This is a genomic window from Terriglobia bacterium, assembly GCA_032252755.1.
In the GTDB taxonomy this organism is placed as follows: Bacteria; Acidobacteriota; Terriglobia; order Terriglobales; family Acidobacteriaceae; genus JAVUPY01.
This window is the reverse complement of record JAVUPY010000025.1, coordinates 40,797-63,142: the sequence shown is the minus strand read 5'-3', so window position 1 is coordinate 63,142 and position 22,346 is coordinate 40,797. Positions and strand designations below refer to the sequence as shown.

Sequence of the window (22,346 nt, the reverse complement as noted above, 5' to 3'; positions counted from 1 at the left end):
TTAGACGGGTCAAGAGGAAAGGGTACCGGGTGCCGGGTACCGGGTGCAAGGACTTGGACGGGTACCCGACCCGATGCCACACACCCGTGTCAGCGGAGAAAGAGGCTGAACGTGAGCACACCGAGAACGATGGCGGTGAAAACGGAGTACTTCCAGTTCTTCTGGACCGCCATGAAATAAATCATCGAGGCGAGAACACGGAGATACGGCGTGAACATCAATACAACGACCCCGAAATCCACCAGGGTTCGCGGTCGAATGTGCTCACGCAGCGCGACGTGAATTTCTTCTGTCAGGAACTGAAAGAGATTCATTCCGGCCAACTGGTGGTCAAGTATGAGATTGCCGCTTCGGACAAAATGCCAAAGCAGTCCGACGACGATTAAGGCCATGCTAACGCCGACACCAACCAGCAGGACGTAGCCCAGCAGCACATCCATTCTTCGTTGAGCATCCGCCGAAAGCCGAGACTCGCGACGCACGCTGATGGTCGATTGCTGTTCCACTAGACCCCCCGAATACCGCGGACAATCATCTCGACCGCAAGTACGATAAGAACAACCAGAAAGAAGTAGCGGATGGATTTGTTGGACAATCGCACCAGAAGCCTGGTGCCGAGAAATGCTCCCGAGACAACTCCAATAACGACAGGCGCGACCAATCCGGGATTGATCATGCCCGCGGCCAGATACACGCTGGTTCCGGCGAGCGCAGTAACGCCGATGATCAAATTGCTCGTCGTGGTGGAAACTTTCGGCGGGAGACCCATTACGAGGTCGTGGATCAGCACCTTGACGGCTCCGGCGCCTATTCCCAGCAGGCCCGCGATCATCCCTGCCCCGAACATCAGCGGCGCCCCGAGGTAAGCCCGCCGCGCCCGGTAACGAATCGTTTCACCGTGCGCCTGGTCGTAGTAACTGCCTTCGAGTTCCAGCCACTTCGAGATAGCGTCCTGCGGTCCCTCATGCCAGGATTCATGCCCCGCAATCAAGAGTGCAAGCCAGGAACCCAGCAGCACACATCCAAAGGCGATGTACAGAGGGCGGGGTGATGCCCGGAGAGTAATAGCTGCACCAGCCAGGGCACCGACGATTGTGAACATCTCGAGAAACATGCCCACTTTGAGATTCGTAATGTGATCGCGAACGTAGGCAGAGGCTGAACCGCTGGAGGTTGCAATAACGGAAAGAATGCTGATCGCGATTGCGTGTTTAATGTCAACGCCCAGCAGTGTCAGGGCAGGAATCAAGATAATTCCGCCACCCATGCCACTCATCGCACCTACAAAACCGGCCAGCAGCGACACGGGAAACAAAACGTAGAAAGGGACCATTCTCTCGCTCTTTGTGCACTACAACAATTTTCCAAGGAACCCCGTTCAAAGCGTAACATGGCGTAACAGAACCGGGTGGGTCACCCTATTTTCCCGACAAAATACTGTCAGGACAGTATGGCGCTCGCCGTGCACCAGGCATCAAAATTCTCCAGCTTAAGATCGCTGAAGCTTCGTGGGAAAGGTGGACTCCAAAGCGGTAAGTTTGGAGCTGGGTTTGCCTTGTAACCGCACACGTATTGGAGTCCACACCACTCTCAGTCAGCTCTCTCGATGAGATAAGTGAGGGAAATGCATTTCGAAAAGAAAAGTCTTCTCGCCTATTCAGTACTGATATGCGCAGCTATCGGCGTCTTTGAATTGATCAGGTCCGCAGGCCGATCGTTATCGGCGGCTGCTCCGGCTGCGACTGCGCGGTTTGGCAGCGCGGCATCACGGCAAGGCGCCGGAGTACTGATGCACGTCTTACTGGCGCTCGTCGTGATCATTATCTCGGCTCGCGTCCTGGGTGCAATCTTCCAGAGATTCCATCAACCACAGGTGATAGGCGAAATGATTGCGGGCATCATGCTGGGACCTTCCCTGCTGGGCCGGATTGCCCCGGGAGCTGCCGGCCACCTGCTGCCGAATGCAGTGGCACCGTATTTGTCAGTTTTGGCGCAAATTGGGGTCATTTTGTACATGTTCCTGGTGGGCGTGGAACTGGACACAAACCTGTTGCGTAGCCGCAGCCATGCATCAGTCGCGATCTCACATGCCAGCATCATTGCCCCCTTCCTACTCGGAGGCGTGCTCGCGCTGTGGCTGTATCCACGGCTCGCAACGCAGGATGTCCCGTTTACCGTCTTCGCTTTGTTCATTGGCGTCGCAATGTCGATCACGGCGTTCCCTGTCCTAGCCAGAATTCTCACGGACTGGGGGATGCACCAGACGCGAATGGGCACAATTGCGCTGGGCTGCGCAGCGGTGGACGATGTGACAGCATGGTGCCTGTTTGCCTTTGTTGTCAGCGTGGCACATGCAAAGTCAGGACAGGTGCTGGTAACGCTGGCGTTGACGGGCGCATTTATTGCCTCGGTTCTGTTGGTGGTACGACCAGCCGCACAATGGTTCATTCGCCGCCAGGAACAGAAGCGTTTGAGCACGACGAAGGACACCGTTGTAGTGGTTTGTGCAGCATTGCTGCTGGCTGCGCTCGCGACAGACCGCATCGGCATTCACGCACTGTTCGGAGCCTTCCTCATCGGAACGACCATCCCGCACGATTCACAACTGGCGCACGACATTGTTCGCAAGTTCGAGGACCTCGTGGTAGTGCTTTTCGTTCCTGTCTTTTTCGCCTTTACCGGCATGAGAACCCAGATCGGGCTGGTGCATGGGTGGGGTGAATGGACGATGTGCGGAGTGATTATCGCGGTGGCGTCGCTCGGCAAGTTCGGCGGCGCTTTCTTTGCATCGCGATTGACGGGGCTGGACTGGCGTGAGTCGACGGCGTTGGGAATCCTGATGAACACCCGCGGTCTGATGGAGCTGATTGTCCTTAACGTCGGATTGGATCTGGGAGTCATTTCCCCAACCCTATTCGGTATGCTTGTAATAATGGCAGTGGTGACTACGCTGGCAACAACGCCGATTCTTCACGCCGTGACTCCGGTACGCGAACTGGAACTCGTCGAGAGGAGCGAGACTATCCCAGCCTGATCACCGTCTCTGCACTGATTGCGGGGTTCACAAGCCTTTGTTCAGTTCACCGGCAACTCGTCTTTAGCGTAAGCTGGACAAAACCGCATCCTTATCCGCACGAGACGATGAAGAACGTTACTCTTTACGATCCCCGGCGCTGCCCGAAGCACTGGGTAGAGTTGCTCCACGCAGGACAATTCGCGGTGCTGCTGTTGGACGTTAGGACGTCGGTGAATGTGAATTGTGAGGGCCTGCCGGTTCCGCAACCTGCCGAGCAAAGCTGCTACATCTTCGAGAGCCTTGATGAGGCCAAACAGTTCTGCCGGGAACTAGTTCAGAGGATTGAGCACGTCCGCTGTGAGATTTATGACGAGCGGGGTAAAGCGATTGAACCTCTCTACACAATCGTAAACAAGAAGCACGAACACCGGACCATCACCAGAAAAGGAGCTAGATTGCTGCTTCTGGGCGGAGTTTTGGCACCAATGGTTGCCATTCCGCTGTTCTGGTATGACTGGCTCGCCGGCGGAGAAAGAATCTGGCCGACAATCGTGGGAATCAATCTCGTCGTACTCGGATTGCGCTTGCTATTTTGGGGAAGCGGAGAACTCGAACAGTCCCGTCGACAAGAGGCAGAGCAGACACGTGTAGAAGGATTGGCCAAGACTTCGCGAGGGACAAACAATTGATGCCCCTAAAGTAAGGCTGACTTAGTGGTGGGCGCTTGGCTTCGAATTTTGCGCAAGGACTTGAACTGCGAGGTGCCCACATCTGCTAACTGCGGCAGCTGTGGGGTACGCAAGGCGCCTGCATGGAACACGAGTCCCTCGTACTTAAAGGGATGCTTCGTCGCTGCGCTCTTCAGCATGACAAAAAGAAGTGGATGGCGTGTTTATCGGTGAACTTCTCTGAGTTTGCCGGTGGAGACGTCGAAGACGAAGCCGCGGATGGTGAGGTCGTGGCGAACCCAGGAGTGGGATTCGAGTTTCTTGACCTGCTCGCGGACGTTGGCTTCGACGTCCTGGAAGGCGTAGAAGCGCACGGGTGAACTGGGAGGGAGTCCGGCTTCGCGTTCGATCTTGGCGTGCATTTCTTCTTCGGAAGCTTTCATCATGCCGCAGTCGGTGTGATTGATCACCATCACTTCGTTTGTTCCCAGCATGTAATGAGAAACGAGGAGCGAGCGCAGGGCGTCGTCGGTGACGATGCCGCCGGCGTTGCGGATCATGTGCGCGTCCTGGGGTTGCAGACCGAGAGCGGCCTGGGTGATGCGCGTGTCCATGCAGGTGAGGATCGCGAGGTGCTTGCCGGGACGTGGCGAAACCTTGTTGGGTTCGTAGGAGAGGGCGGCGCGCGAGTTGGCGGAGAGGACGTCGTCGATGGCGGACATAGGAAATAGGATAACAAGGAGGCGGGTGCCGGCAGAATTAGCCATTAGCAAAAGCGATCGCCATCCGCAACCCGCAGGAATGCGTGCAAATGCAGGCCGAGCTCTAGTTAATAAAGATGAAGAAGGTTGAGGAGGATCCGCCGTCGGCGCAACTGAAGTTGGTGTTTGTGGTTTGGCCTGCCGTGAACACAAAGATCGACCCGGTGCCGTTGTTGATGGTGACCGAGTTCAGGATCTCAGGAGTGAGGAGGACAGAGAGATGACGGGAGTCGACAAAGGTGGTCGGAAGTGAAGTTGAACCCCATTGAATCTTTGACCAGGTTTGGAAGTCGCTGCCAATGACCGTTATGGTCACTGGAAGATTTTGGGAGTCGATCTGGGACGGAGTTACGGAATCGACTTTGGGAACTGGAGTTGAGAGAGTGCAGCCACCTATGAAAACGGAGTCACAGCCACAAAAAAGAAAAGAAGCGCAGCCGACGAGAAGAATAGCGGACACAGAGGAAGCGTTGAAGTGGAGATCACGGTGGTTCATAAGAACCCGTCACGAGTAAATGTTCGCGCTGATTTCGCGCGAATGCAAACGCCGCCCTTGCGTTGTCCATCTTTCGCCCTGGCCGCTATGAGGGCTACCGACCACTGAAGCTGGCGGGCCGGCAGGGGCAGGTCCTTGCAGATCTGTGGCGCGGCCGATTCAGGCACCTCGAAAATAGCTCAAGGTCCACATAAGGCTCATAAACGTATGAAAATAGGGCGATTATTTTTCTTGACAATATAACTAATTGCTATATTATTATTGCAATTTGCAATAGACGACTATGACACTAGGTGAAAAGCTTCGGTATTTGCGGTCGATGGAAGGCACGCTTCGTAACCTGGGGCGCGACATGACGCAGCAGGAAGTTGTGAGCGCGGTGAAGGCGGAGCTGGGTGGAAAGATCAGCCAGGCCTATCTGTCGCAGATTGAGCGCGGCGTGAGGCCGCACCTGACGAACACCACGCGGCAGTTGTTGGCGAAGTTTTTCAAGGTGCATCCGGGGTACCTGGTGGATGACCCGGAGGGATTTCACACCGAGTTGGTGTCTGACCTGGGCCCAACGGAGGATCGGCTGGATTTGTGGCTAGTCGCGGGAGCGGAGAGTTTCCGTTCCGACCCGGAGGTGGCGAAAGCGTTGCTGGCCATTAGCCGGCATGACGACTCGCGCAAGGCCCTGGTGCTGCTGGGAGAGATTCTTGAAACGCCGGAATTGGCGGATCGGCTGATGAGTGTACTCCGCCCCGACATGGCGCGCGATAGGTCGCCGTTGAGTTCGAGTGGGAGCAAATGAAATGTACGCGACGAACTGGGCCCAGTTATTTCTGATAATTGCCGCCACATGCGCGCTGCCGTCGCTGGTGGTCGGCTACGTGGGCGTGCTGCGTCCTGCGCTGGCACGCGGGAAGGGACGGCAGATGCCGGGCAATGCCCGGCGCTACGAAGGCGAAGACGGGAGCAGAGAATATGGAGCTCGCATTATTCGCGATTAACTGGCCGAACGTGTTCCTGGTGTGCTTCATCGTGGGCTTTGCGCTGGCGCTGCTCTCGGTGATGTCAGGGCTGCTGGAGCTTCACTTGCCGGGACACCTGGGACACGTTTTTCATGTGCATGTTCCGCACACGCACGCTGACGTGGCGCACGGGCACATTCACGTGGATGGCGGGGCGCACGCGCAAGCAGGCACGACTGCGGAGATTTCTCCGATCAATTTCCCGACGATCATGGCGTTCCTCGCCTGGTTTGGCGGGACGGGGTACCTGCTGACGAGTGTCTATGGCATGTGGTACCTGACAGCGCTGCTGTTTGCCAGCATTGCGGGACTGGTGGGCGCCAGCATCGTGTTCTGGTTCTTTGTGAAGGTGATGGTGGCGAGTGAGCAGCCGATGGATCCGACCGAGTTCCGCATTGTGGGGGCGGTGGGAATGCTGACGCTGGGCATTCGTGAAGGCGGTACGGGGGAATTGGTTTATGTGCAAGGGGGAGCGCGCAAGACGGCTGCGGCACGATCGGAGGACGGAAGCGCGATTCCGAAAGGTACGGAAGTAGCGGTTATCTCGTTTGAACGCGGCATTGCTTACGTGCGGCCATGGGAAGAACTGGCCGGCGAAAGCGCGCCGGAGTCGCGAGGGTAACAGACCCACATCTGCTGACTAGGGCAGATGTGGGGCACCGAAAGAGAAATCTTCACGGTTTCCCGGAGGGAATGGTTTATGCCAGAAATTTCAACTCAAGTCTGGGTGATTGCGGGACTGGCTGTCATGGCGGTCCTCTTCATTGTGATCACCATTACACGTATGTATCGGATTGCCGGGCCGAACGAGGCTTTTATCGTAACCGGCATGCGCGGGCTGCGGATTATCAAAGGCGGCGGGACGATCGTTCTACCTCTGATTGAAACGGCGCGGCAGCTGTCGCTGGAGTTGATGTCATTCGACGTGGCTCCGGTGCAGGATCTCTACACCAACCAGGGCGTCGCGGTGACGGTGGAAGCGGTGGCCCAGATCAAGGTAAAGAGCGACAACGTGTCGGTAACCACCGCTGCGGAGCAATTCCTCAACAAGACCGACGCCGAGCGGCAGGCGCTGATCCGGTTGGTGATGGAAGGTCATCTGCGCGGCATCATCGGCCAGTTGACGGTCGAGCAGATTGTGAAAGAGCCGGAGATGGTTGGCGACCGCGTTCGCTCCACTTGTGCAGATGACATGAACAAGATGGGACTCGAAGTCGTGTCGTTCACGATTAAAGAAGTTCGCGACAAGAACGAGTACATCACGAACATGGGCCGTCCGGACGTTGCGCGAATCAAGCGCGACGCCGACGTCGCCGCCGCAGAAGCGGAGCGCGATACGGCGATCCGGCAGGCGCTGGCTGCGCGAGAGGCGGCGGTAGCTCGCGCGCAGGCGGACCAGGAGCGCGTGATCGCAGAGACGGCTTCGCTGGCAAAACAGGCGGAGTCGCAACGGGATCTTGATGTAAAGCGGGCGCAGTATACGGAACTTGTAAAGCGTCAGCAGGCGCAGGCCGACAAAGCCTACGACATCCAAACCAACATCATGCAACAGCAGGTAATCGCCGAATCGGTGAAAGTAAAACAGGTTGAGACCGAGCAGCAGGTCAAGGTGCAGGAAGCCGAGATCAATCGCCGCGAGAAGGAGTTGATCGCGACGGTACTGAAGCAGGCCGAGATCGAGCGCCAGAGGATTGAAACGCTGGCGGCTGCGGAGAAAGCGCGGCTGACAGTTGAGGCAGAAGGTAAAGCGGCGAGCATTCGCCAGCAGGGTGAAGCCGAGGCCGACATCATCTTCAAGAAAGGTGAAGCGGAGGCCAAGGCGATGAACGTGAAGGCGGAGGCGTACCAGGAGTACAACCAGGCGGCCGTGGTCGACAAACTGATCACGGGTCTGCCGGAGGTGGTGCGCGCGATGTCGGCACCGTTGAGCCAGGTCGACAAGATCACGATTGTTTCCACCGGGGGCGATGCCGCCGGCGTGAACAAGATCACGAACGACATGGCGAAGATGGCCGCGCAGGTTCCCGCGCTGTTCGAAGCACTGAGCGGGATGAGCGTTGCCGAGTTGTTCGGGAAGGTGCGGACGATCGGAGAGAAGGCTCCGAAGCCGGACGTACTACCGCCGAGTGGCGGTGACGATAAGGCCAAGGGCGCCGGAGCGGGAAAGTAACAATTGACTCCAGGGACTACCCCGCCCTGGCGGAGCCAGGACAGGGCACCCAGGGCGAAGAACAGACCCAGGTTAGTCGACTAACAAAGGTCGACCAACCTGGGGCACCAAAGAGGAGGTAAGCGATGGGACTTTTAGAACGGGTATCGACACTGATTCGAGCGAACCTCAATGACCTGATCGATAAGGCCGAGGATCCGGAAAAGGTGATCAAGCAGATTGTGCTCGACATGCAGAACCAGTTGCTCCAGGTAAAGACCCAGGTTGCGATCACGATCGCCGACGAGAAGCTGCTCGACAAGAAGCGCCAGGAGAATGAAACCAACTCGAACGAGTGGATGAAGAAGGCGGAGATGGCAGTCGCGAAGAAGGATGACGAACTGGCGAGGGCGGCGCTGGAGCGTCACCGCAGCTATAAGCAGATTGCGACAAGCTTCGCCGAGCAGGTACAGGACCAGAAGAACGAAGTGGAGAAGTTGAAGACGGCACTTCGCAAACTGGAACAGAAGCTCGAGGAGGCTCGCAACAAGAGCGACATGCTGCTGGCGCGACATCGGCGCTCGCGGGCGAACGGGCGCGCAGCCGAGATTGGGACGCAGATGGCGGATGCTCCGGCGGCGGAGGGCTTCGACCGGATGAAGGACAAGGTGTTGCGTAACGAGGCGATCGCCGAGGCGAAGACCGAAATGCTGGGCGAGACAACCAGCATCGACGACCGGTTCGCGGCGATGGAGAAGGAGGATGAGATCGAACGGATGCTGACGGAGCTGAAGTCGAAGGTGGGATAACACTCAGCATTCAGTCGTCCGAGGGTGGAGTCATGGGCCCGATGGGCGGGTCGGGCCTGCGTTTTCAGCGGATTGGCATTTCACAATTCTTAACAGCAACATGCCCTCGGGGCGCGGGTTTGAAGTGGCATGACGCTGGGACGCCAAATCTTCGAGAACACGATCGGCAAAATCCTACTGCCGTGGATCAACCTGGGGTTCACGGGAGCAGTGGCTGTGCTGGCCATGGAGATGCTGGACGGCGTGCGTTCCTACGTTAACGCGTAGTGCACTTCCCTGTTCACTTTTGTTATCCTGCCGCATCGAATCTACGTGCGCGCAAGCTTCGAGTTTCACAACACACCTGTAACGATCGACGAGTTCACGCCGGGCAAGCCGGGGCGATACCCGGTCGTGCTGGCACTGCACGGTTCTGCTGGTATGAGCAGCGAGGGTCACCTGCAATTCGCGCAGTTGCTGGCGAACCAGGGATTCGCTGTGTTCGTGCCGCATTACTTTGAGCCGAGCGGGACCAGTTGGGCGTCGGATGCGACCATTCAGCGCGAGTTTCCCAACTGGATGCGGATCATTTATGAGGCGACGAGCTATGCGACACAGCATGAGGCGGCTGATCCGGAGCGCGTTGGGCTGATCGGGTTCTCGCTGGGGGCTTACCTGGCCCTCTCGCTCGGGGTAGAAGATAAGCGAATCAAGGCCGTGGTTGATTTCTTTGGTGGAATGCCGGATTACTTCGTCGAGCGGCTTAACGGGATGCCGCCGGTGCTGATTCTACACGGGGAGCAGGATCAGAAGGTCCCGGTCAGCGAGGCGCACAAGATCGCCACAGTCATGGACGAGCGAAAGCTTCCGTACGAAATGAAGGTCTATAAGAATGGCGGGCACGGGTTCGGAACGCTCGACATGATGGACGCGGCGAAGAGGACGTACTTCTTCTTGAAGAAGCATTTGGGCGAGTGAGACGGTTCTCCGTTCTCCGTGAAAAGCTAAACCGACGACGTGCGAGGAAATTACAAAATCACGGAACTTTGTTAACCGGGCGCCCGTATCATCAGGCGAGGGGGTGTGCGATGTTCACATTTCTCCTGTGGCTCTTTCTTCTGTTCGTCTGCTGGCCGCTGGCGTTGCTGGCGCTGGTGCTATATCCGCTTATCTGGCTGCTGCTGATTCCCTTCCGGCTCCTGGGCTTCGCGGTTGAGGGCGTGCTGGCGCTGGTGAAGGCGATTATTTTCCTGCCGGCACGGGTGCTCGGCGGAGCAAGGGCTTAGAGAGTACGTCCGCCCCGGCGCTCGTCTGAACGGCATTCGGCCCTGACACCACCTTAAGAGGTTTCAATCGATGCTTCAGGACCTTCGGTATTCTTTGCGGCAATTGCGGAAGTCGCCGGGGTTTGCCCTGGTTGTGATCCTAACGCTAGCGGTTGGGATCGGTTCGGTAACGACGGTTGTGACCTGGGCAAACGCGGTGATGTTCAACCCCTGGCCGCAAGTTCGAGATGCGCGGCAATTGCGCTTTGTGAGTGCAGTCGTGAACGGCGGCAGCGGGTACAGCCAGCACTACAACCAGCTCGAGTATTTGCGGCAAAACACGCGCAGCTTCTCCGACCTGACCGCAAACGAACTTGCGCCGGTGGACCTTGCTGGGAGCGGCGCGACACCCGAGCGCTACTGGGGAGGCGTTGTCGCGAGCAATTATTTTCAGTTTCTGGGGGTTCAGCCGGTACTGGGGCGCGGGTTCACGCCGCACGACGATCGCGCATACGGGAGTGCGCCCGAGGTGGTGATCGGTTACGACCTATGGCACTCGCGGTTCCATGGAGATGCGAGCATTCTCGGCAAGACCATCCAGGTGGACCGTCATTCGCTGACCATTGTTGGCATCGCGCCACGAGGATTCGTCGGGATCTATGGCGGGCTGGCACAATCGTTATGGGTACCGCTGTCGGAGCTTGCGGACTTGACTGGAAGACCGGATCCGCTGGTCGCGGGAAATTTCGGGTTGCAGATGGCGGTCCGCCTGCGGCCGGGAGTAAGCGACGCGCAGGCTGGGGCGGAATTGCACACCCTGGCGCAGCAATTTGCGAAGGAGCAGAACTCGACCTATTACAACCAGTGGGATCTTGTGCTCAACGACAGCGCGCACATGAGCCGCGGAATCTACGACAACATCGGCGAACAGATGCCATTCCAGGCAGGAGCGGCTGCTCTGCTGCTCATACTGATTTGCGCCAACGTTGCCGGCTTGCTCATTCAGCGCAGCACACGGCGCGCACGGGAAGTTGCAATACGGACAGCGCTGGGGGCAACGCGACGACAGCTCATTCGACAGTTGCTGATCGAGACTACACTCCTGACGGTGGCTGGGGGAGTGGCGGGTTGGCTGTTCAGCCTCGCTCTGTCGCGATCGCTCTACGCGCTGCTGCCGAAGTTCGGCGTCTCTTTCGCGTTCAACCTAGGGACGGACTGGCGGATTCTTCTTTTCGCAGTCGGCATGATGGTCGTGGTTGTCATTGCGTGCGGGCTGCTTCCGGCGCAACAAGTACTGCGGATGTCGCAGGCGGAGACTCTTCATTCGGGTTCTATCTCGGTGCTCGGTTCGCGCGGGGGATTCGCCAAGCGGGCACTGGTCAGCGTGCAGTTGGGAATTTGTTTTGTTCTGCTCATCGCCTGCGGGTTGCTGGTGCGAACCTTGTGGAACGTGGTGAATCGCGATCCGGGCTTCGATACGCGGAATACCCTGGTCGCCTACGTCGATCTTACGCGCGCGGGATATACGCAGGAAAAGGGACTCGCGTTCCAGCGGGCACTTCTCGAGAAACTGCAGAGCAGTCCAGAAATTAAGAGTGCGAGCATCACGAGTTATGTGCCGATGGGGGCTTCGGGCGGCGGCAATGTTCGCGAGGTGGCCGTTGAGGGATACGAACCGGCGAAGAACGAGAGCATGAGTGTGGTGACGGATTCCGAAGGCCCGGAGTTCTTCCACGCCATGCGCATCCCGGTGATGCAAGGACGCGAGTTTACCGGCCAGGATGTTGCGGGTGCGCCGTGCGTGGCGATGGTGAACGACGGCATGGCAAAGAAATACTGGCCAAAGGGAAACGCGCTTGGCGGGCGCGTCACAGTGAGCAAGAAGGACTGTACGGTTGTCGGGATCGTGCACAACTACGTCTACAGGAATGTGGTTGGGGAAAGCGGCGATCCGGTGCTCTACTTGCCGATTCTGCAGGATTACCAGGGGTGGTTTGGCATCGTGATGCGCAGCCGGACATCGGCTTACAACGTGCTACCCACGCTTCAGGCGGCGGTGAACTCGCTGGACAGCACGTTGCCGATCACCGACGTTGATTCGCTCAATGATCACATCCAGGTTTCATACTCCGGCCAAAAGGTTCCGGCGCAGATGATTGCGGTGTACGGTCTATGCTGCCTGCTGGTGGCGCTGCTGGGCGTTTATGCGACGATGGCGTATTCGGTTTCGGAGCGCAACCGAGAGTTTGCGTTGCGGATGGCACTGGGAGCAGAACGCTCGCAAGTGCTGGGCCTCGTGATGCGATCAGGACTGCAGATCGTTCTTGGCGGGCTGGTGATTGGGACGCTTGGAACATTCTTCGCTGTTCGCGTCCTCAAGTCGATGCTGTTCGGCGTTTCGACTTTCGATCCCGCGAGCACGGGGTTCGCTTTACTGCTAATCGTCCTGACGGCATGCGCGGCCGCACTGGTTCCGGCGCGGAGAGCGGCCTCGACTGAGCCGATGACGGCATTGCGGACGGAGTAAGCTACTCAGCTGCTCAGCAAAACTCGTAAGCTCCATAGCACTTGCTAGTGATACGCAACCGTTAGGTTGCGTATTTAGTTTGCTTGTCTTAATATGCAACCTGGAGGTTGTGCAAGGTATGAACGATCGGATTGAGAAGCGGATTGAATTGAAGGCGCCGATTTCGCGGGTGTGGCGAGCGATCACGGATTACCGGGAGTTCGGCGAGTGGTTTAGGGTGAAGTTGGATGGGCCGTTTGTGCCAGGGCAGGTTTCGACGGGGCATATCACTTATCCCGGATACGAGCACCTGAAGTGGGAAGCGGTGGTGCAGAAGATGGAACCCGAGCACTATTTCTCTTTCACGTGGCACCCTTATGCTGTCGATCCGAAGGTGGACTACTCGAAGGAACCGCCGACGCTGGTGGAATTTAGACTCGAAAAGACTGCTAACGGGACGTTACTGGTCATAAGGGAGTCAGGGTTTGAGAACATTCCGGCGCACCGGCGTGCCGAGGCGTTCCGCATGAACGATGGTGGATGGGCGCAGCAGTTGAAGAACGTCGAAGAGTATGTCACGAAGAAGACTTAGCAAGAGCAAACGGAAAGGGCAGCGCACATTGCGAAGAGACCCACATCTGCTGACGGCGGCAGATGTGGGGGACCGTGAACGTGTGTTTGCCGCACTTGGCGATGGTACACGACTGGCACTGGTGGCGAAACTTAGTTCGGGAGGGCCGTACTCGATTTCTCGGCTGACCTCGGGTTCGCCATTGACACGGCAGGCGATCACGAAACATTTGCGGGTGCTGGAAGGTGCGGGGATCGTGCACAGCATCCGCAAGGGGCGTGAGATCGTGTTCGACTTCGACCCGAAGCCACTTGTTGAGTTGAAGGAGTATCTGGAGATGGTTTCGCGGCAGTGGGATGAAAGGCTGGCGAGGTTGAAGAGGTTCGTGGAACAACCGTGACTGGCCGCCGGTGGTAGGTTCCTGGCTACATGCGGCAACACCAGCGGCAAGATGCCGCCGCCAACCGTGGGGGGACGCCCGCGCCACTGTCGGTAGATGCCTGCGCTGCTCTAGACCACCATCTGCTTCAAGTTCGGGCTGACGATCAGTTTCGGTTGCGTGGCGGCCTGGACTTGTTCGACAGTCAGGCCGGGGGCCATTTCTTCGAGAACGAGGCCATTGGGCGTCACTTTGATGTAAGCCATTTCGGTGACGATGGTATCCACGACTTTTTTGCCGGTGAGCGGCAGAGTGCATTTGTTCAGGATTTTCGGCTGTCCAGTGCGGGTCGTGTGCTCCATGGCGATGATGACGCGACGGGCAGCGGCGACGAGGTCCATGGCGCCGCCCATTCCCTTCACCATTTTGCCCGGGATCATCCAGTTGGCGAGGTTCCCTTCCTCATCGACCTCCATGGCGCCGAGGACGCTGAGATCGATGTGGCCCCCGCGAATCATGGCAAAGGACTCGGCGCTGGAAAAGTAGGCGGTACCGGGAATTTCGGTGACGGTCTCCTTGCCGGCGTTGATGAGGTCGGCGTCTTCTTCGCCCTCCCATGGGTACGGGCCTACGCCGAGCATTCCGTTTTCACTTTGCAGCACAACCTCGACGCCTTCGGGAACGCAGTTCGCGACGAGAGTCGGCATGCCGATGCCGAGGTTCACGTAGAAACCGTCTTTCAATTCTTTCGCCACGCGACGCACAATGCGGTCGCGCTTGGCAGGATCCATACCTGCTTTGCCGGGTTTGGGAGTATCAGCCATGTAAGCTCCTGCTATATTCCGGAACCGCCCCACCGTGGCCAAAAGAGGGCCAGGATGGGGCACCCGCTTTATTTTTTGCGGACGGTGTGGCGCTCGATGCGCTTTTCGTGTCCGCTCGCCTGGAAGATGCGTTGCACGTATACACTTGGCGTGTGGATCTGGTCTGGCGGAAGTTGACCGACCTCGACCAGTTCCTCGACCTCAGCGATCGTAACTTTCGCGGCGGTCGCCATCATGGGGTTGAAGTTGCGCGCCGTCTTTCGATAAATGAGATTGCCCCACTTGTCGCCTTTCCAGGCTTTGACGAGCGCGAAGTCGGCTCTGAGCCATCGCTCCATCACGTACCGGCGACCGTCGAACTCGCGCACTTCTTTGCCGTCGGCGACGATGGTGCCGACGCCGGTCGGCGTGAAGAAGGCGGGGATTCCGGCGCCTCCGGCGCGAATGCGTTCGGCGAAGGTTCCCTGCGGTATGAGTTCGAGGTCGAGTTTGCCAGCAAGTACCAATTCTTCGAAATGGCGATTCTCACCGACGTAGCTCCCTTTGTGGCTTTTGATCTGGCCTTTGTACAGGAGGACGCCGAGACCGAACTCGTCAACACCCATGTTGTTGCTGATGGTGTTGAGATTCTGGACGCCTTTGCGGGCGATTGCGGCAATGAGGTTTTCAGGAATGCCGCAGAGACCGAAGCCGCCCACCATGATGGTCGCGCCATCCTGGATATCGAAGATGGCCTCATCTGCGTTGGCGAACACTTTGTTCATGAATCTTGCCCCAGGGTAGTAGGTCGCGCCGCAACGAAGGAATGGCGACTGGAGATTGTAACAAACCGCGTGGCTAGTGGCTGGTGATTGGTTGCTGGTTCCGCTGGTTGATCTGATGTTGATGCGCTAGTACACGCCCGGCAACAGACGCGCATGCTGCCGCATGACTTCTTCGTACTCGCCGTTGAATTCGCCGAGCAGATATTGCTCTTCGCGCTTCATTCGCAACCAGACGGCGGCGAACCATCCGGGCAAGATGAGCAACGCGATGATGCTTGAAATCGCGAGGGCGAACCCGACGCGCGACAGCAGAAGCGCGAGATAGCGCGGATGGCGCATATAGCGATAGGGGCCGCCCGTCATGAGTTTGTGCGTTGTCCAAGCTTCGAGAAAGTGCGCGCCCATGTAGCGATCAACATAAAACAGCCAAGTGAGCCCAGTAAACATGACGACGAGGCCGGGAATCTGCAGCAACGGCGTGCGCAGCGCGGCGACGAGATGCCAATGTGCGTAGTCGGCGAAGGCGAGAAGTTCGATGGTGCCCAGGATGCCCAGGATCCCTGACATCTTTGGGTCAAAGGCTTTGCCGACGAAGAGATTCATGCTTTCGCGCGTTTTGAAGACGCTGGGATAAAGGATGAGTTGCTGGAAACAGTAAACGAGGCTGAACACGAGAATGGTGATGACATTGGCGTCGAGCGCAGACCACGGATCGGGCGAAGCCCACTTGCGCATGATGAGAAGAGTGACGACGAGGAAGAGCAAGAAATATGTGGCATTAATGACGATGAGGATGCGGGGATTCCACTTCTTTTCGGGCGACGGCTGCGGTGCTGTGCTCATGCTCGGCTCCGGCTACAAGAATCTTGGGGGATCGGTATCGTCCTCGGTTTGACGCCCTTCCGGCGGAGTATCCAAATCTAATTCGTGAGCGCGATCGAATTCTTCCTGTAATTGGCGCGTCTTCAAGTTCTCGCGGATGTGCGCGAGTTTTTGCTCCATCTGGAGAAGGGCGTCGTGCAGATTTTTTGTGTTTGTCAGGGCGACGTCGCGCCACATCGGGTAATCGTCTCTCGAGAGACGTACCATACCACGGATTCCGCCGCCGGCAACGGCGGAAACGGCTGCATCGTTTTCAGTGGCCTCGACAACGGTTGATGCGAGGGCGGTGGAAATCAACTGCGGCAGATGGCTTGTGTAAGTGCACAGCTTGTCGTGGCGTTCGGGATGCAGAACGACGATGCGGGCGCCGATGGACTCGAGAAGTTCGATCCATTCGCCATGGCGGCCCCGGATAAATTCAGGTGAGACGATGCTCAGAGTGCCGCTGGACGGAGTCAGAATCCAGGTGGCGCCGGAGAAGAGATTGGCTTCAGCACGGCCGATACCGCCTCGCTCTTTGCCTGCCATCGGGTGTCCCGCGAGGAAACGCAGCGCGGCACTATCGCCGAAAATTCGTTGTGCCTGGCGAACAATTTCTGCTTTTGTGCTGCCGGTATCCGTGAGAAGCGCGTTCGGCGGAAGGAGGGGACCGAGGCGAGCGATGTGATCGATGATGGAGGAGACGGGAGTCGCGAGAACAATTATGTCACTCCCCTCGACTGCCGTTTCAGCAGTGTTATCGGCTGCATCGATGATTCCGCGCTCTTTTGCGCGCTCCAGCACTTCCGGGCGGTCGCAGCCGACGATACGGCCGGCAAAGCCTCTCTCCTTCAGGGCCAGCCCGAGCGAGCCGCCAATGAGACCGGTGCCGATAATGGTGATCTGACGGATCATGCGGAGACATTCTATCTGGGAGAATGCCGAAATTACGAATCACACAATTGCGAATTGAAAGCACCATGTCAGGGGTGTGCATTGGTCAATTCGTAATTTCGACATTTCGTCATTCGTCATTTGCAGTTGCGTCGAGGATTTCGTGGCTCTGGATTTCGCGCATGACGGCGATGATGGCCTGGTAGATGACTTCGAGGTCCTGTTCGCGCAGAGGTCCGCGATTGTGCCTCGCGATGTTCTCGAAGACAGTGCGTTCGCGGTCGGGTTCGTAAATCGGCATGGAGGTGTGGCGCTTGAGCCGTCCGATGGATTGCGCGGCGCGGGCACGCTCATTGAGTAGTTCGACCAATTGGCGGTCAAGGTCGTCGATGCGGATGCGGAGTTCGGCGATGGTCATGACTGATCTTTGTTAGACTTCCGGCCCGTAAGCAGTTTGCTCACTGCGCTCGAAATGACAAACCTCCAAGACCGATACTACAGTTCGCGACCGTATTGGGCGCGGCGGTTGGCGAGCAGCTTGCGCACGAACTGGCCGACGACTTCCGGGGCTTTCGCGGGATTGCGCTCGACGAGTTCCATTACAGCGCTGCCAACTACAACGGCATCGGCGAAGCGGCCCATCTGCGTGAGTAGCTCGGGCGTCGACACGCCGAAGCCGGCGGCGATGGGCAACTTGGTGTGCTTGCGGATGCGCTTCACCAGGTCCTGTGCGTCGGCAGAGATGGTTTTCTGGGTTCCGGTGACGCCCATGCGAGCAACCGCGTAGATGAATCCGGTGCTGACCTTGGCAATCTGGGCGAGGCGCTCATCTGTGCTGGTGGGAGCGGCGAGAAAGACCGTGTCGAGGCCGCGTGACTTCATGTCCGGCAGATAATCGCCCGCTTCTTCGACTGGGAGATCGGTGACGAGAACCCCGTCGGCGCCTGCTTCGGCGGCGTCTTTGCTGAAATCCTTCAACCCGTAGCGAAGAATCGGATTGAGATACGTGAAGACGACGAGACCGGCATCGGAGCGGGCGCGGATCTCGCGCGCGATCCTGAGAACTTCGGTGACGCCGGTACGGTTCTTCAGGGCGCGCTCGCTGGAGCGCTGGATGATGGGACCATCGGCGACCGGGTCGCTGAAAGGCACACCAAGTTCAATGACGTCGGCACCCGCGCCGATTGCGGCGAGTGCGCAGTCGCGCGTTGTTTCGGGCGAAGGATCGCCGCAGGTTAGATAGATTACAAGGCCGGGTTTTTCCGCGAATTGAATCGCCATCTTGTCTGTCCAGGAAATCAGCTATTGGGAATATCTAGCCATCCACGCGTCGTGTTCGGCCTCTAGTTTCTTATCCATAAAGCCGACGTAAAGTTTTCCCTGCGCATCTTTGCCGACCCAGACGCGAGTGGACGGCGGAATGTCGGAATCACCATCGGAGCTCAGCGTGGTGCCATCGGCGGCTAACGCGGATTTGAACGCGCTCATGTTGTAAGGATAGAACTGTACGGTCATGAGCCGGTCGTTGTAGAAGGTCATGATGAGATTCTGACCGGGAGTGTTGAGCAGGGGAAAATCCTTCTTGGAAAACGTGAAGATGCGGAACATGGGTCGCGTGTCGGTGCTGAGCGGCTTGCGATTTTCTAGAACATCCCAATCGTCGGGCTTGAGGTCGAGCTTCCGCTCGACAGTTTCCAGACTCTGGTAGCTGTAAAGGTCGCCGGCGAATTTACTGGGCTCGAAGTTCTTCTTGCGGCAGGAGGAGATACCCAGGAGTAGTACGGTGGCGACAATCAGAATTAGTAGTCGGCGCATATGCTTATTCGGTTCCGGGTACCTGGTAGTGGGTACCCGATGCCTGATCCGTTTCAGAACGACAAATTCTCCCGCATGATGCCGATATCTTTGTCGCCACGTCCGGAGACGTTGACAATGATGACATCGGATTTCTTCATTTTCGGCGCGCGCTTCACGCATTCGGCAATCGCGTGCGAAGACTCAAGCGCTGGAATGATTCCCTCGGTGCGCGCCAGTAGACTGGTAGCGGCAAGCGCTTCCTGGTCGCTGGCGGCGACGTATTCCGCACGACCGCTTTCGGCGAGCATGGCGTGTTCGGGACCGATCGCCGGATAATCAAGACCGGCACTCACAGAGTGCGTCGGGCATATCTGGCCATCGTTGTCCTGCAGGACGTAACTGTAAGTGCCTTGAAGAACGCCCGGCGAACCGCCACGGAACCGGGCGGCGTGATCGCCGAGATTGCGCCCCCGACCGCCGGCCTCAACGCCGACGAGCTGAACTTTTTCGTCGGGGATGAACTCGAAAAAGATACCGATCGCGTTGGAGCCACCACCAACACAGGCGATGATCATGGTCGGAAGCTTGCCCTCCTTTTTCATGATCTGCGCCTTGGCTTCGCGTCCGATGCAGCGATGGAACTCGCGCACCATGACCGGGTACGGGTGCGCGCCAAGCACGCTGCCGAGCAGGTAGTGCGTGGTGCGAACGTTGGTGACCCAGTCGCGCATGGCTTCATTAATTGCGTCCTTCAATGTGCGTGAGCCGGCATCGACTCCGCGAACTTCCGCACCCAGCAGGCGCATCCGGAAAACGTTGAGTTCCTGTCGGCGCATGTCCTCGGTGCCCATGTAGACGGTGCAGTCGAAGCCGAATAGCGCGCAGACGGTTGCGGTGGCGACGCCGTGCTGCCCGGCGCCGGTTTCGGCGATGATGCGGCGCTTGCCCATACGTTTTGCGAGCAGTGCCTGGCCGAGGCAATTGTTGATCTTGTGCGCGCCGGTGTGGAGCAGGTCCTCGCGCTTGAGGTAAATCCTGGCGCCGCCAAGTTGCTCAGTGAGACGCTCGGCATAGAATAGGGGCGTTGGGCGGCCAGCGTAATCGCGCAGGAGTTGTTCCAGTTCCTGCTGGAACTTCTTATCCCGGCGGGCCTCTTCGAATGCGGCTTCGAGTTCCTGGAGCGGCGCCATCAGGGTCTCAGGGACATAGCGCCCGCCGTACGATCCGAAGCGGCCTTCGACAGAGCGAGCCGGCTTTTTGACGGATGCTTTGGGCTCGGCGATTGCGGTTGCGTTCTTGGAAGCCATACTTCTCCTAATTCCCTGCCTTGCGTGCGGCGGCGACAAAGGCGCGAACCTTCTCCGGGTCTTTCTTGCCGGGCTCGCGCTCGACTCCGGTAGCCACGTCAACGCCCCATGGATGCAACGTTGCGATGGCGGTCGCGACATTCGATGGGTTCAACCCACCTGCAACGATGATGCGCGTGCCATTCTGAACGCGCCGAAGTTGTGCTGCAACCTCGGTCCAATCGAACCGCGTTCCGGTGCCGCCGCGCACGGCAACGCTGCCTGAATCCAGCAGGATACTATCTACGTTCGGCCGATGGGCAGCGATTCTTTGCGGTATGGTGCCGATTCCGGCGCTGGCCCAGACGACCTTTACCACCATCCGGAGGTTCAGATTTCGGAGCTCTGCGACGGTCTCGGGCGTTTCGTCGCCTTGCAACTGGATCGCAGTGAGTCCCGCGGTGCGGACGATTTCGGCGATGCGTTCGTGAGTTTCGTCGACGAACACTCCGACCTTTTCAATTTTGTCGGGCAGGTGCGGCGTAATCTCCGCGACCTCCTCAGGGGTGACTTGGCGGCGGCTGGGCCCGAAAACGAAGCCGACGGCATCGGCGCCGGCGTCGACAACTAACCGCGCATCTTCCAGGTTCGTGTTTCCACAGATCTTTACCCACATCAGCTGACAGCTCCACTGCTTTCGGCGACGGCGACCGCATCGAGAAGTTCGCGGAGGGCTTTGCCGGGATAATCGGCGCGCATGAGCGATTCGCCGACAAGGAACGCCTGGAAGCCGGCGGCGCGCAACATCGCGATGTCCTGGGGCGTGTGAATGCCGCTTTCCGCGACCTTCAGGACATTTGCCGGCAATCGCTCGGACAGGCGAATTGAAGTCTGAAGATCGACTTCGAAGGTCTTGAGGTTGCGGCTGTTGACGCCGATGGTCTCAGCACCGATTTCCATGGCGCGGTCGAGTTCCTCCTCGTCGTGTACTTCCACGAGAACGTCGAGTTCGTGATCCTTGGCTTTCGAATAGAGGAATCGCAGCTCCGGCTGGCTCAGCCCGGCAACGATCAGCAGAACCGCGTCGGCGCGGTGGGCGCGAGCCTCGAGCAGTTGGAAAGGATCGACAATGAAGTCCTTGCGCAGACAGGGCAGTTCGGTGGCGGCCGAGGTCTCGAGGAGATTGCTGAGGGAACCTAGAAAATGGTCCTCTTCGGTAAGCACGGAGAGGGCCGCGGCACCGGCCGAGGCAAGTTGAAAAGCGAGCGCGCCAACGTGGAACGCAGAACGAATGATGCCTTTTGAAGGCGAGGCCTTCTTCAACTCGGCAATGACTGCCGGCCCGGTCGCGCTGACCGCCTGGAGCCGGCGCCGGAAACCGCGGGGCGAATGCGTGACGGCCCGCTGCTCCAGCAGGCGCAGGTCGGCGGTGGCGCGAGACTGCACGGCCCGGCGACGAGCTTCGGCCATCAGGAGTTCCAGATTGGCGGCCATCGGAACAGTCAGTATAAATCGGGTGTTGCCGGTTGCGCATGTAACGGGAGAACAAGGGATAGCATGGAGAGAAATGGTTTGTCGCGGATCGGCATGGGCCCGGTTTCTTCTTGACCTCTGCACATGATTGGACTAGCTTCGGGGCGCTGGGAATCCCGCTTACAAGAGGTGCGTTGTGCAAAGACCGACAGGAGTAACGGTCCTCGCTGTCCTGGACTTCATCGGAGCCGCGTTCTGGCTGCTGCTCGCAATTGGCGGCTTTGTGGGTGCGACGGTACTTGGGGCGTTCATTTCCCAAATGGCCTCGGCATCTGGCAAGGGAGCGATAGGAGCCGGGGTTGGAGCAGCCGTTGGCGTGGTGCTTGGAATCTTCGCGCTGATTGGCGGCGGAATCGCGGCACTGCTGGGCTGGGGTATGTTGTCGCTGAAAGAATGGGCGCGAATCCTGCAGATCGTCTTCGCCGGTATCGGCGCATGCTTTCAAGCGCTATTCGCCCTGGTCGCGCTGACGCATATTCGGTTTTTTGCGCTGGTGTGGCACCTGGTGTTCCTGGCGATGAATGCCGTGATCATTTGGTACCTGATCCAGCCGCATGTGAAAGCTGCGTTCGAGATGCGACCAGCTGTGGGGTATGCTCCGCCGGCACCGCCAGCCCCACCAGCGGCGGGAACCGGGGTGTGAAGAATCGCGCCATCGGGCGATCGTGCCATCGAGCCATCGGAAGCAGATTGCCTCAATTCTTCTGTGGAAGCGCCCATCGGTTACAAGGGACTCCACTTCTCAGGTCCCAATGACACGATCGCCCGATTGAAC

Annotated in this window: 28 protein-coding genes; 14 read left to right on the top strand and 14 right to left on the bottom strand. The window is 58.3% G+C overall.

What is annotated here, in order from left to right; all coding sequences use genetic code 11:
• Positions 1-89: 89 nt before the first annotated feature.
• Positions 90-506, bottom strand: coding sequence for a DUF1634 domain-containing protein (locus tag ROO76_05635; GenBank protein MDT8067633.1), 417 nt, complete (start codon positions 504-506; stop codon positions 90-92).
• Positions 506-1,333: a sulfite exporter TauE/SafE family protein gene (locus ROO76_05630; GenBank protein MDT8067632.1), complete on the bottom strand. Its 828-nt coding sequence runs from the start codon at positions 1,331-1,333 to the stop codon at positions 506-508. Before ROO76_05630 ends, ROO76_05635 begins: the two co-directional genes overlap by 1 nt.
• 456 nt (positions 1,334-1,789) lie before the next feature.
• On the opposite strand from ROO76_05630, the gene ROO76_05625 reads away from it, so the two are divergent.
• The gene (locus tag ROO76_05625; GenBank protein ID MDT8067631.1) at positions 1,790-3,034 is read left to right on the top strand and encodes a cation:proton antiporter; all 1,245 of its coding nucleotides are present in this window, start codon (positions 1,790-1,792) and stop codon (positions 3,032-3,034) included.
• Positions 3,035-3,141: 107 nt separating this feature from the next.
• Positions 3,142-3,705, top strand: a complete 564-nt coding sequence (locus tag ROO76_05620) for a hypothetical protein (GenBank protein MDT8067630.1) — start codon at positions 3,142-3,144, stop codon at positions 3,703-3,705.
• Between the two features lie 203 nt (positions 3,706-3,908).
• On the opposite strand, the gene ROO76_05615 is transcribed toward ROO76_05620, so the two are convergent.
• A complete protein-coding gene (locus ROO76_05615; GenBank protein MDT8067629.1) occupies positions 3,909-4,451 on the bottom strand; it encodes a carbonic anhydrase in 543 nt (180 codons plus the stop codon).
• A 58-nt stretch (positions 4,452-4,509) separates the two neighbouring features.
• On the bottom strand, positions 4,510-4,761 hold the full coding sequence (locus tag ROO76_05610) for a hypothetical protein (protein MDT8067628.1): 252 nt from the start codon (positions 4,759-4,761) through the stop codon (positions 4,510-4,512).
• 463 nt (positions 4,762-5,224) lie between these two features.
• Between ROO76_05610 and ROO76_05605 the strand changes: the two genes are divergently transcribed.
• The 11 genes from ROO76_05605 to ROO76_05555 all read left to right on the top strand — a co-directional run bounded on the left by ROO76_05605 (position 5,225) and on the right by ROO76_05555 (position 13,633).
• Positions 5,225-5,734, top strand: coding sequence for a helix-turn-helix transcriptional regulator (locus ROO76_05605; GenBank protein MDT8067627.1), 510 nt, complete (start codon positions 5,225-5,227; stop codon positions 5,732-5,734).
• A gap of 1 nt (position 5,735) precedes the next feature.
• Positions 5,736-5,933: a hypothetical protein gene (locus tag ROO76_05600; GenBank protein MDT8067626.1), complete on the top strand. Its 198-nt coding sequence runs from the start codon at positions 5,736-5,738 to the stop codon at positions 5,931-5,933.
• Positions 5,908-6,576, top strand: coding sequence for a hypothetical protein (locus tag ROO76_05595; GenBank protein ID MDT8067625.1), 669 nt, complete (start codon positions 5,908-5,910; stop codon positions 6,574-6,576). Before ROO76_05600 ends, ROO76_05595 begins: the two co-directional genes overlap by 26 nt.
• Before the next feature lie 78 nt (positions 6,577-6,654).
• A complete protein-coding gene (locus ROO76_05590; protein ID MDT8067624.1) occupies positions 6,655-8,124 on the top strand; it encodes an SPFH domain-containing protein in 1,470 nt (489 codons plus the stop codon).
• A 125-nt stretch (positions 8,125-8,249) separates the two neighbouring features.
• Entirely contained in the window at positions 8,250-8,912 is a 663-nt protein-coding gene (locus ROO76_05585) for a PspA/IM30 family protein (protein MDT8067623.1), read from the top strand.
• Between the two features lie 129 nt (positions 8,913-9,041).
• On the top strand, positions 9,042-9,179 hold the full coding sequence (locus tag ROO76_05580; GenBank protein MDT8067622.1) for a hypothetical protein: 138 nt from the start codon (positions 9,042-9,044) through the stop codon (positions 9,177-9,179).
• Positions 9,180-9,224: 45 nt separating this feature from the next.
• A complete protein-coding gene (locus tag ROO76_05575) occupies positions 9,225-9,869 on the top strand; it encodes a dienelactone hydrolase family protein (protein MDT8067621.1) in 645 nt (214 codons plus the stop codon).
• A 110-nt stretch (positions 9,870-9,979) separates the two neighbouring features.
• On the top strand, positions 9,980-10,177 hold the full coding sequence (locus ROO76_05570) for a hypothetical protein (protein MDT8067620.1): 198 nt from the start codon (positions 9,980-9,982) through the stop codon (positions 10,175-10,177).
• A gap of 70 nt (positions 10,178-10,247) precedes the next feature.
• On the top strand, positions 10,248-12,683 hold the full coding sequence (locus tag ROO76_05565; GenBank protein MDT8067619.1) for an ABC transporter permease: 2,436 nt from the start codon (positions 10,248-10,250) through the stop codon (positions 12,681-12,683).
• Between the two features lie 118 nt (positions 12,684-12,801).
• Positions 12,802-13,254: an SRPBCC family protein gene (locus tag ROO76_05560; protein ID MDT8067618.1), complete on the top strand. Its 453-nt coding sequence runs from the start codon at positions 12,802-12,804 to the stop codon at positions 13,252-13,254.
• 28 nt (positions 13,255-13,282) lie between these two features.
• Complete coding sequence (locus ROO76_05555) at positions 13,283-13,633, top strand: metalloregulator ArsR/SmtB family transcription factor (protein ID MDT8067617.1); 351 nt, start codon at positions 13,283-13,285, stop codon at positions 13,631-13,633.
• A gap of 110 nt (positions 13,634-13,743) precedes the next feature.
• On the opposite strand, the gene ROO76_05550 is transcribed toward ROO76_05555, so the two are convergent.
• The 10 genes from ROO76_05550 to trpC form a co-directional block, all read right to left on the bottom strand.
• Positions 13,744-14,436, bottom strand: a complete 693-nt coding sequence (locus ROO76_05550) for a CoA transferase subunit B (protein MDT8067616.1) — start codon at positions 14,434-14,436, stop codon at positions 13,744-13,746.
• Between the two features lie 68 nt (positions 14,437-14,504).
• Positions 14,505-15,200 carry a CoA transferase subunit A gene (locus tag ROO76_05545; GenBank protein ID MDT8067615.1) on the bottom strand — a complete coding sequence of 232 codons (696 nt, stop codon included), beginning with the start codon at positions 15,198-15,200 and terminating at the stop codon, positions 14,505-14,507.
• 126 nt (positions 15,201-15,326) lie between these two features.
• A complete protein-coding gene (locus tag ROO76_05540) occupies positions 15,327-16,043 on the bottom strand; it encodes an isoprenylcysteine carboxylmethyltransferase family protein (GenBank protein MDT8067614.1) in 717 nt (238 codons plus the stop codon).
• A 12-nt stretch (positions 16,044-16,055) separates the two neighbouring features.
• On the bottom strand, positions 16,056-16,976 hold the full coding sequence (locus tag ROO76_05535) for a prephenate dehydrogenase (GenBank protein MDT8067613.1): 921 nt from the start codon (positions 16,974-16,976) through the stop codon (positions 16,056-16,058).
• A gap of 109 nt (positions 16,977-17,085) precedes the next feature.
• Entirely contained in the window at positions 17,086-17,373 is a 288-nt protein-coding gene (pheA, locus tag ROO76_05530; protein MDT8067612.1) for a chorismate mutase, read from the bottom strand.
• 77 nt (positions 17,374-17,450) lie between these two features.
• On the bottom strand, positions 17,451-18,236 hold the full coding sequence (trpA, locus tag ROO76_05525) for a tryptophan synthase subunit alpha (protein ID MDT8067611.1): 786 nt from the start codon (positions 18,234-18,236) through the stop codon (positions 17,451-17,453).
• A 21-nt stretch (positions 18,237-18,257) separates the two neighbouring features.
• Positions 18,258-18,770 carry a hypothetical protein gene (locus ROO76_05520; GenBank protein MDT8067610.1) on the bottom strand — a complete coding sequence of 171 codons (513 nt, stop codon included), beginning with the start codon at positions 18,768-18,770 and terminating at the stop codon, positions 18,258-18,260.
• A 53-nt stretch (positions 18,771-18,823) separates the two neighbouring features.
• Complete coding sequence (gene trpB / locus ROO76_05515; protein ID MDT8067609.1) at positions 18,824-20,059, bottom strand: tryptophan synthase subunit beta; 1,236 nt, start codon at positions 20,057-20,059, stop codon at positions 18,824-18,826.
• Between the two features lie 7 nt (positions 20,060-20,066).
• Positions 20,067-20,714, bottom strand: a complete 648-nt coding sequence (locus ROO76_05510; protein MDT8067608.1) for a phosphoribosylanthranilate isomerase — start codon at positions 20,712-20,714, stop codon at positions 20,067-20,069.
• A complete protein-coding gene (gene trpC / locus ROO76_05505) occupies positions 20,714-21,532 on the bottom strand; it encodes an indole-3-glycerol phosphate synthase TrpC (protein ID MDT8067607.1) in 819 nt (272 codons plus the stop codon). Before trpC ends, ROO76_05510 begins: the two co-directional genes overlap by 1 nt.
• Positions 21,533-21,707: 175 nt before the next feature.
• Here trpC and ROO76_05500 point away from each other — a divergent pair, with 175 nt between their 5' ends.
• A complete protein-coding gene (locus ROO76_05500) occupies positions 21,708-22,214 on the top strand; it encodes a hypothetical protein (GenBank protein MDT8067606.1) in 507 nt (168 codons plus the stop codon).
• Positions 22,215-22,346 lie beyond the last annotated feature (132 nt).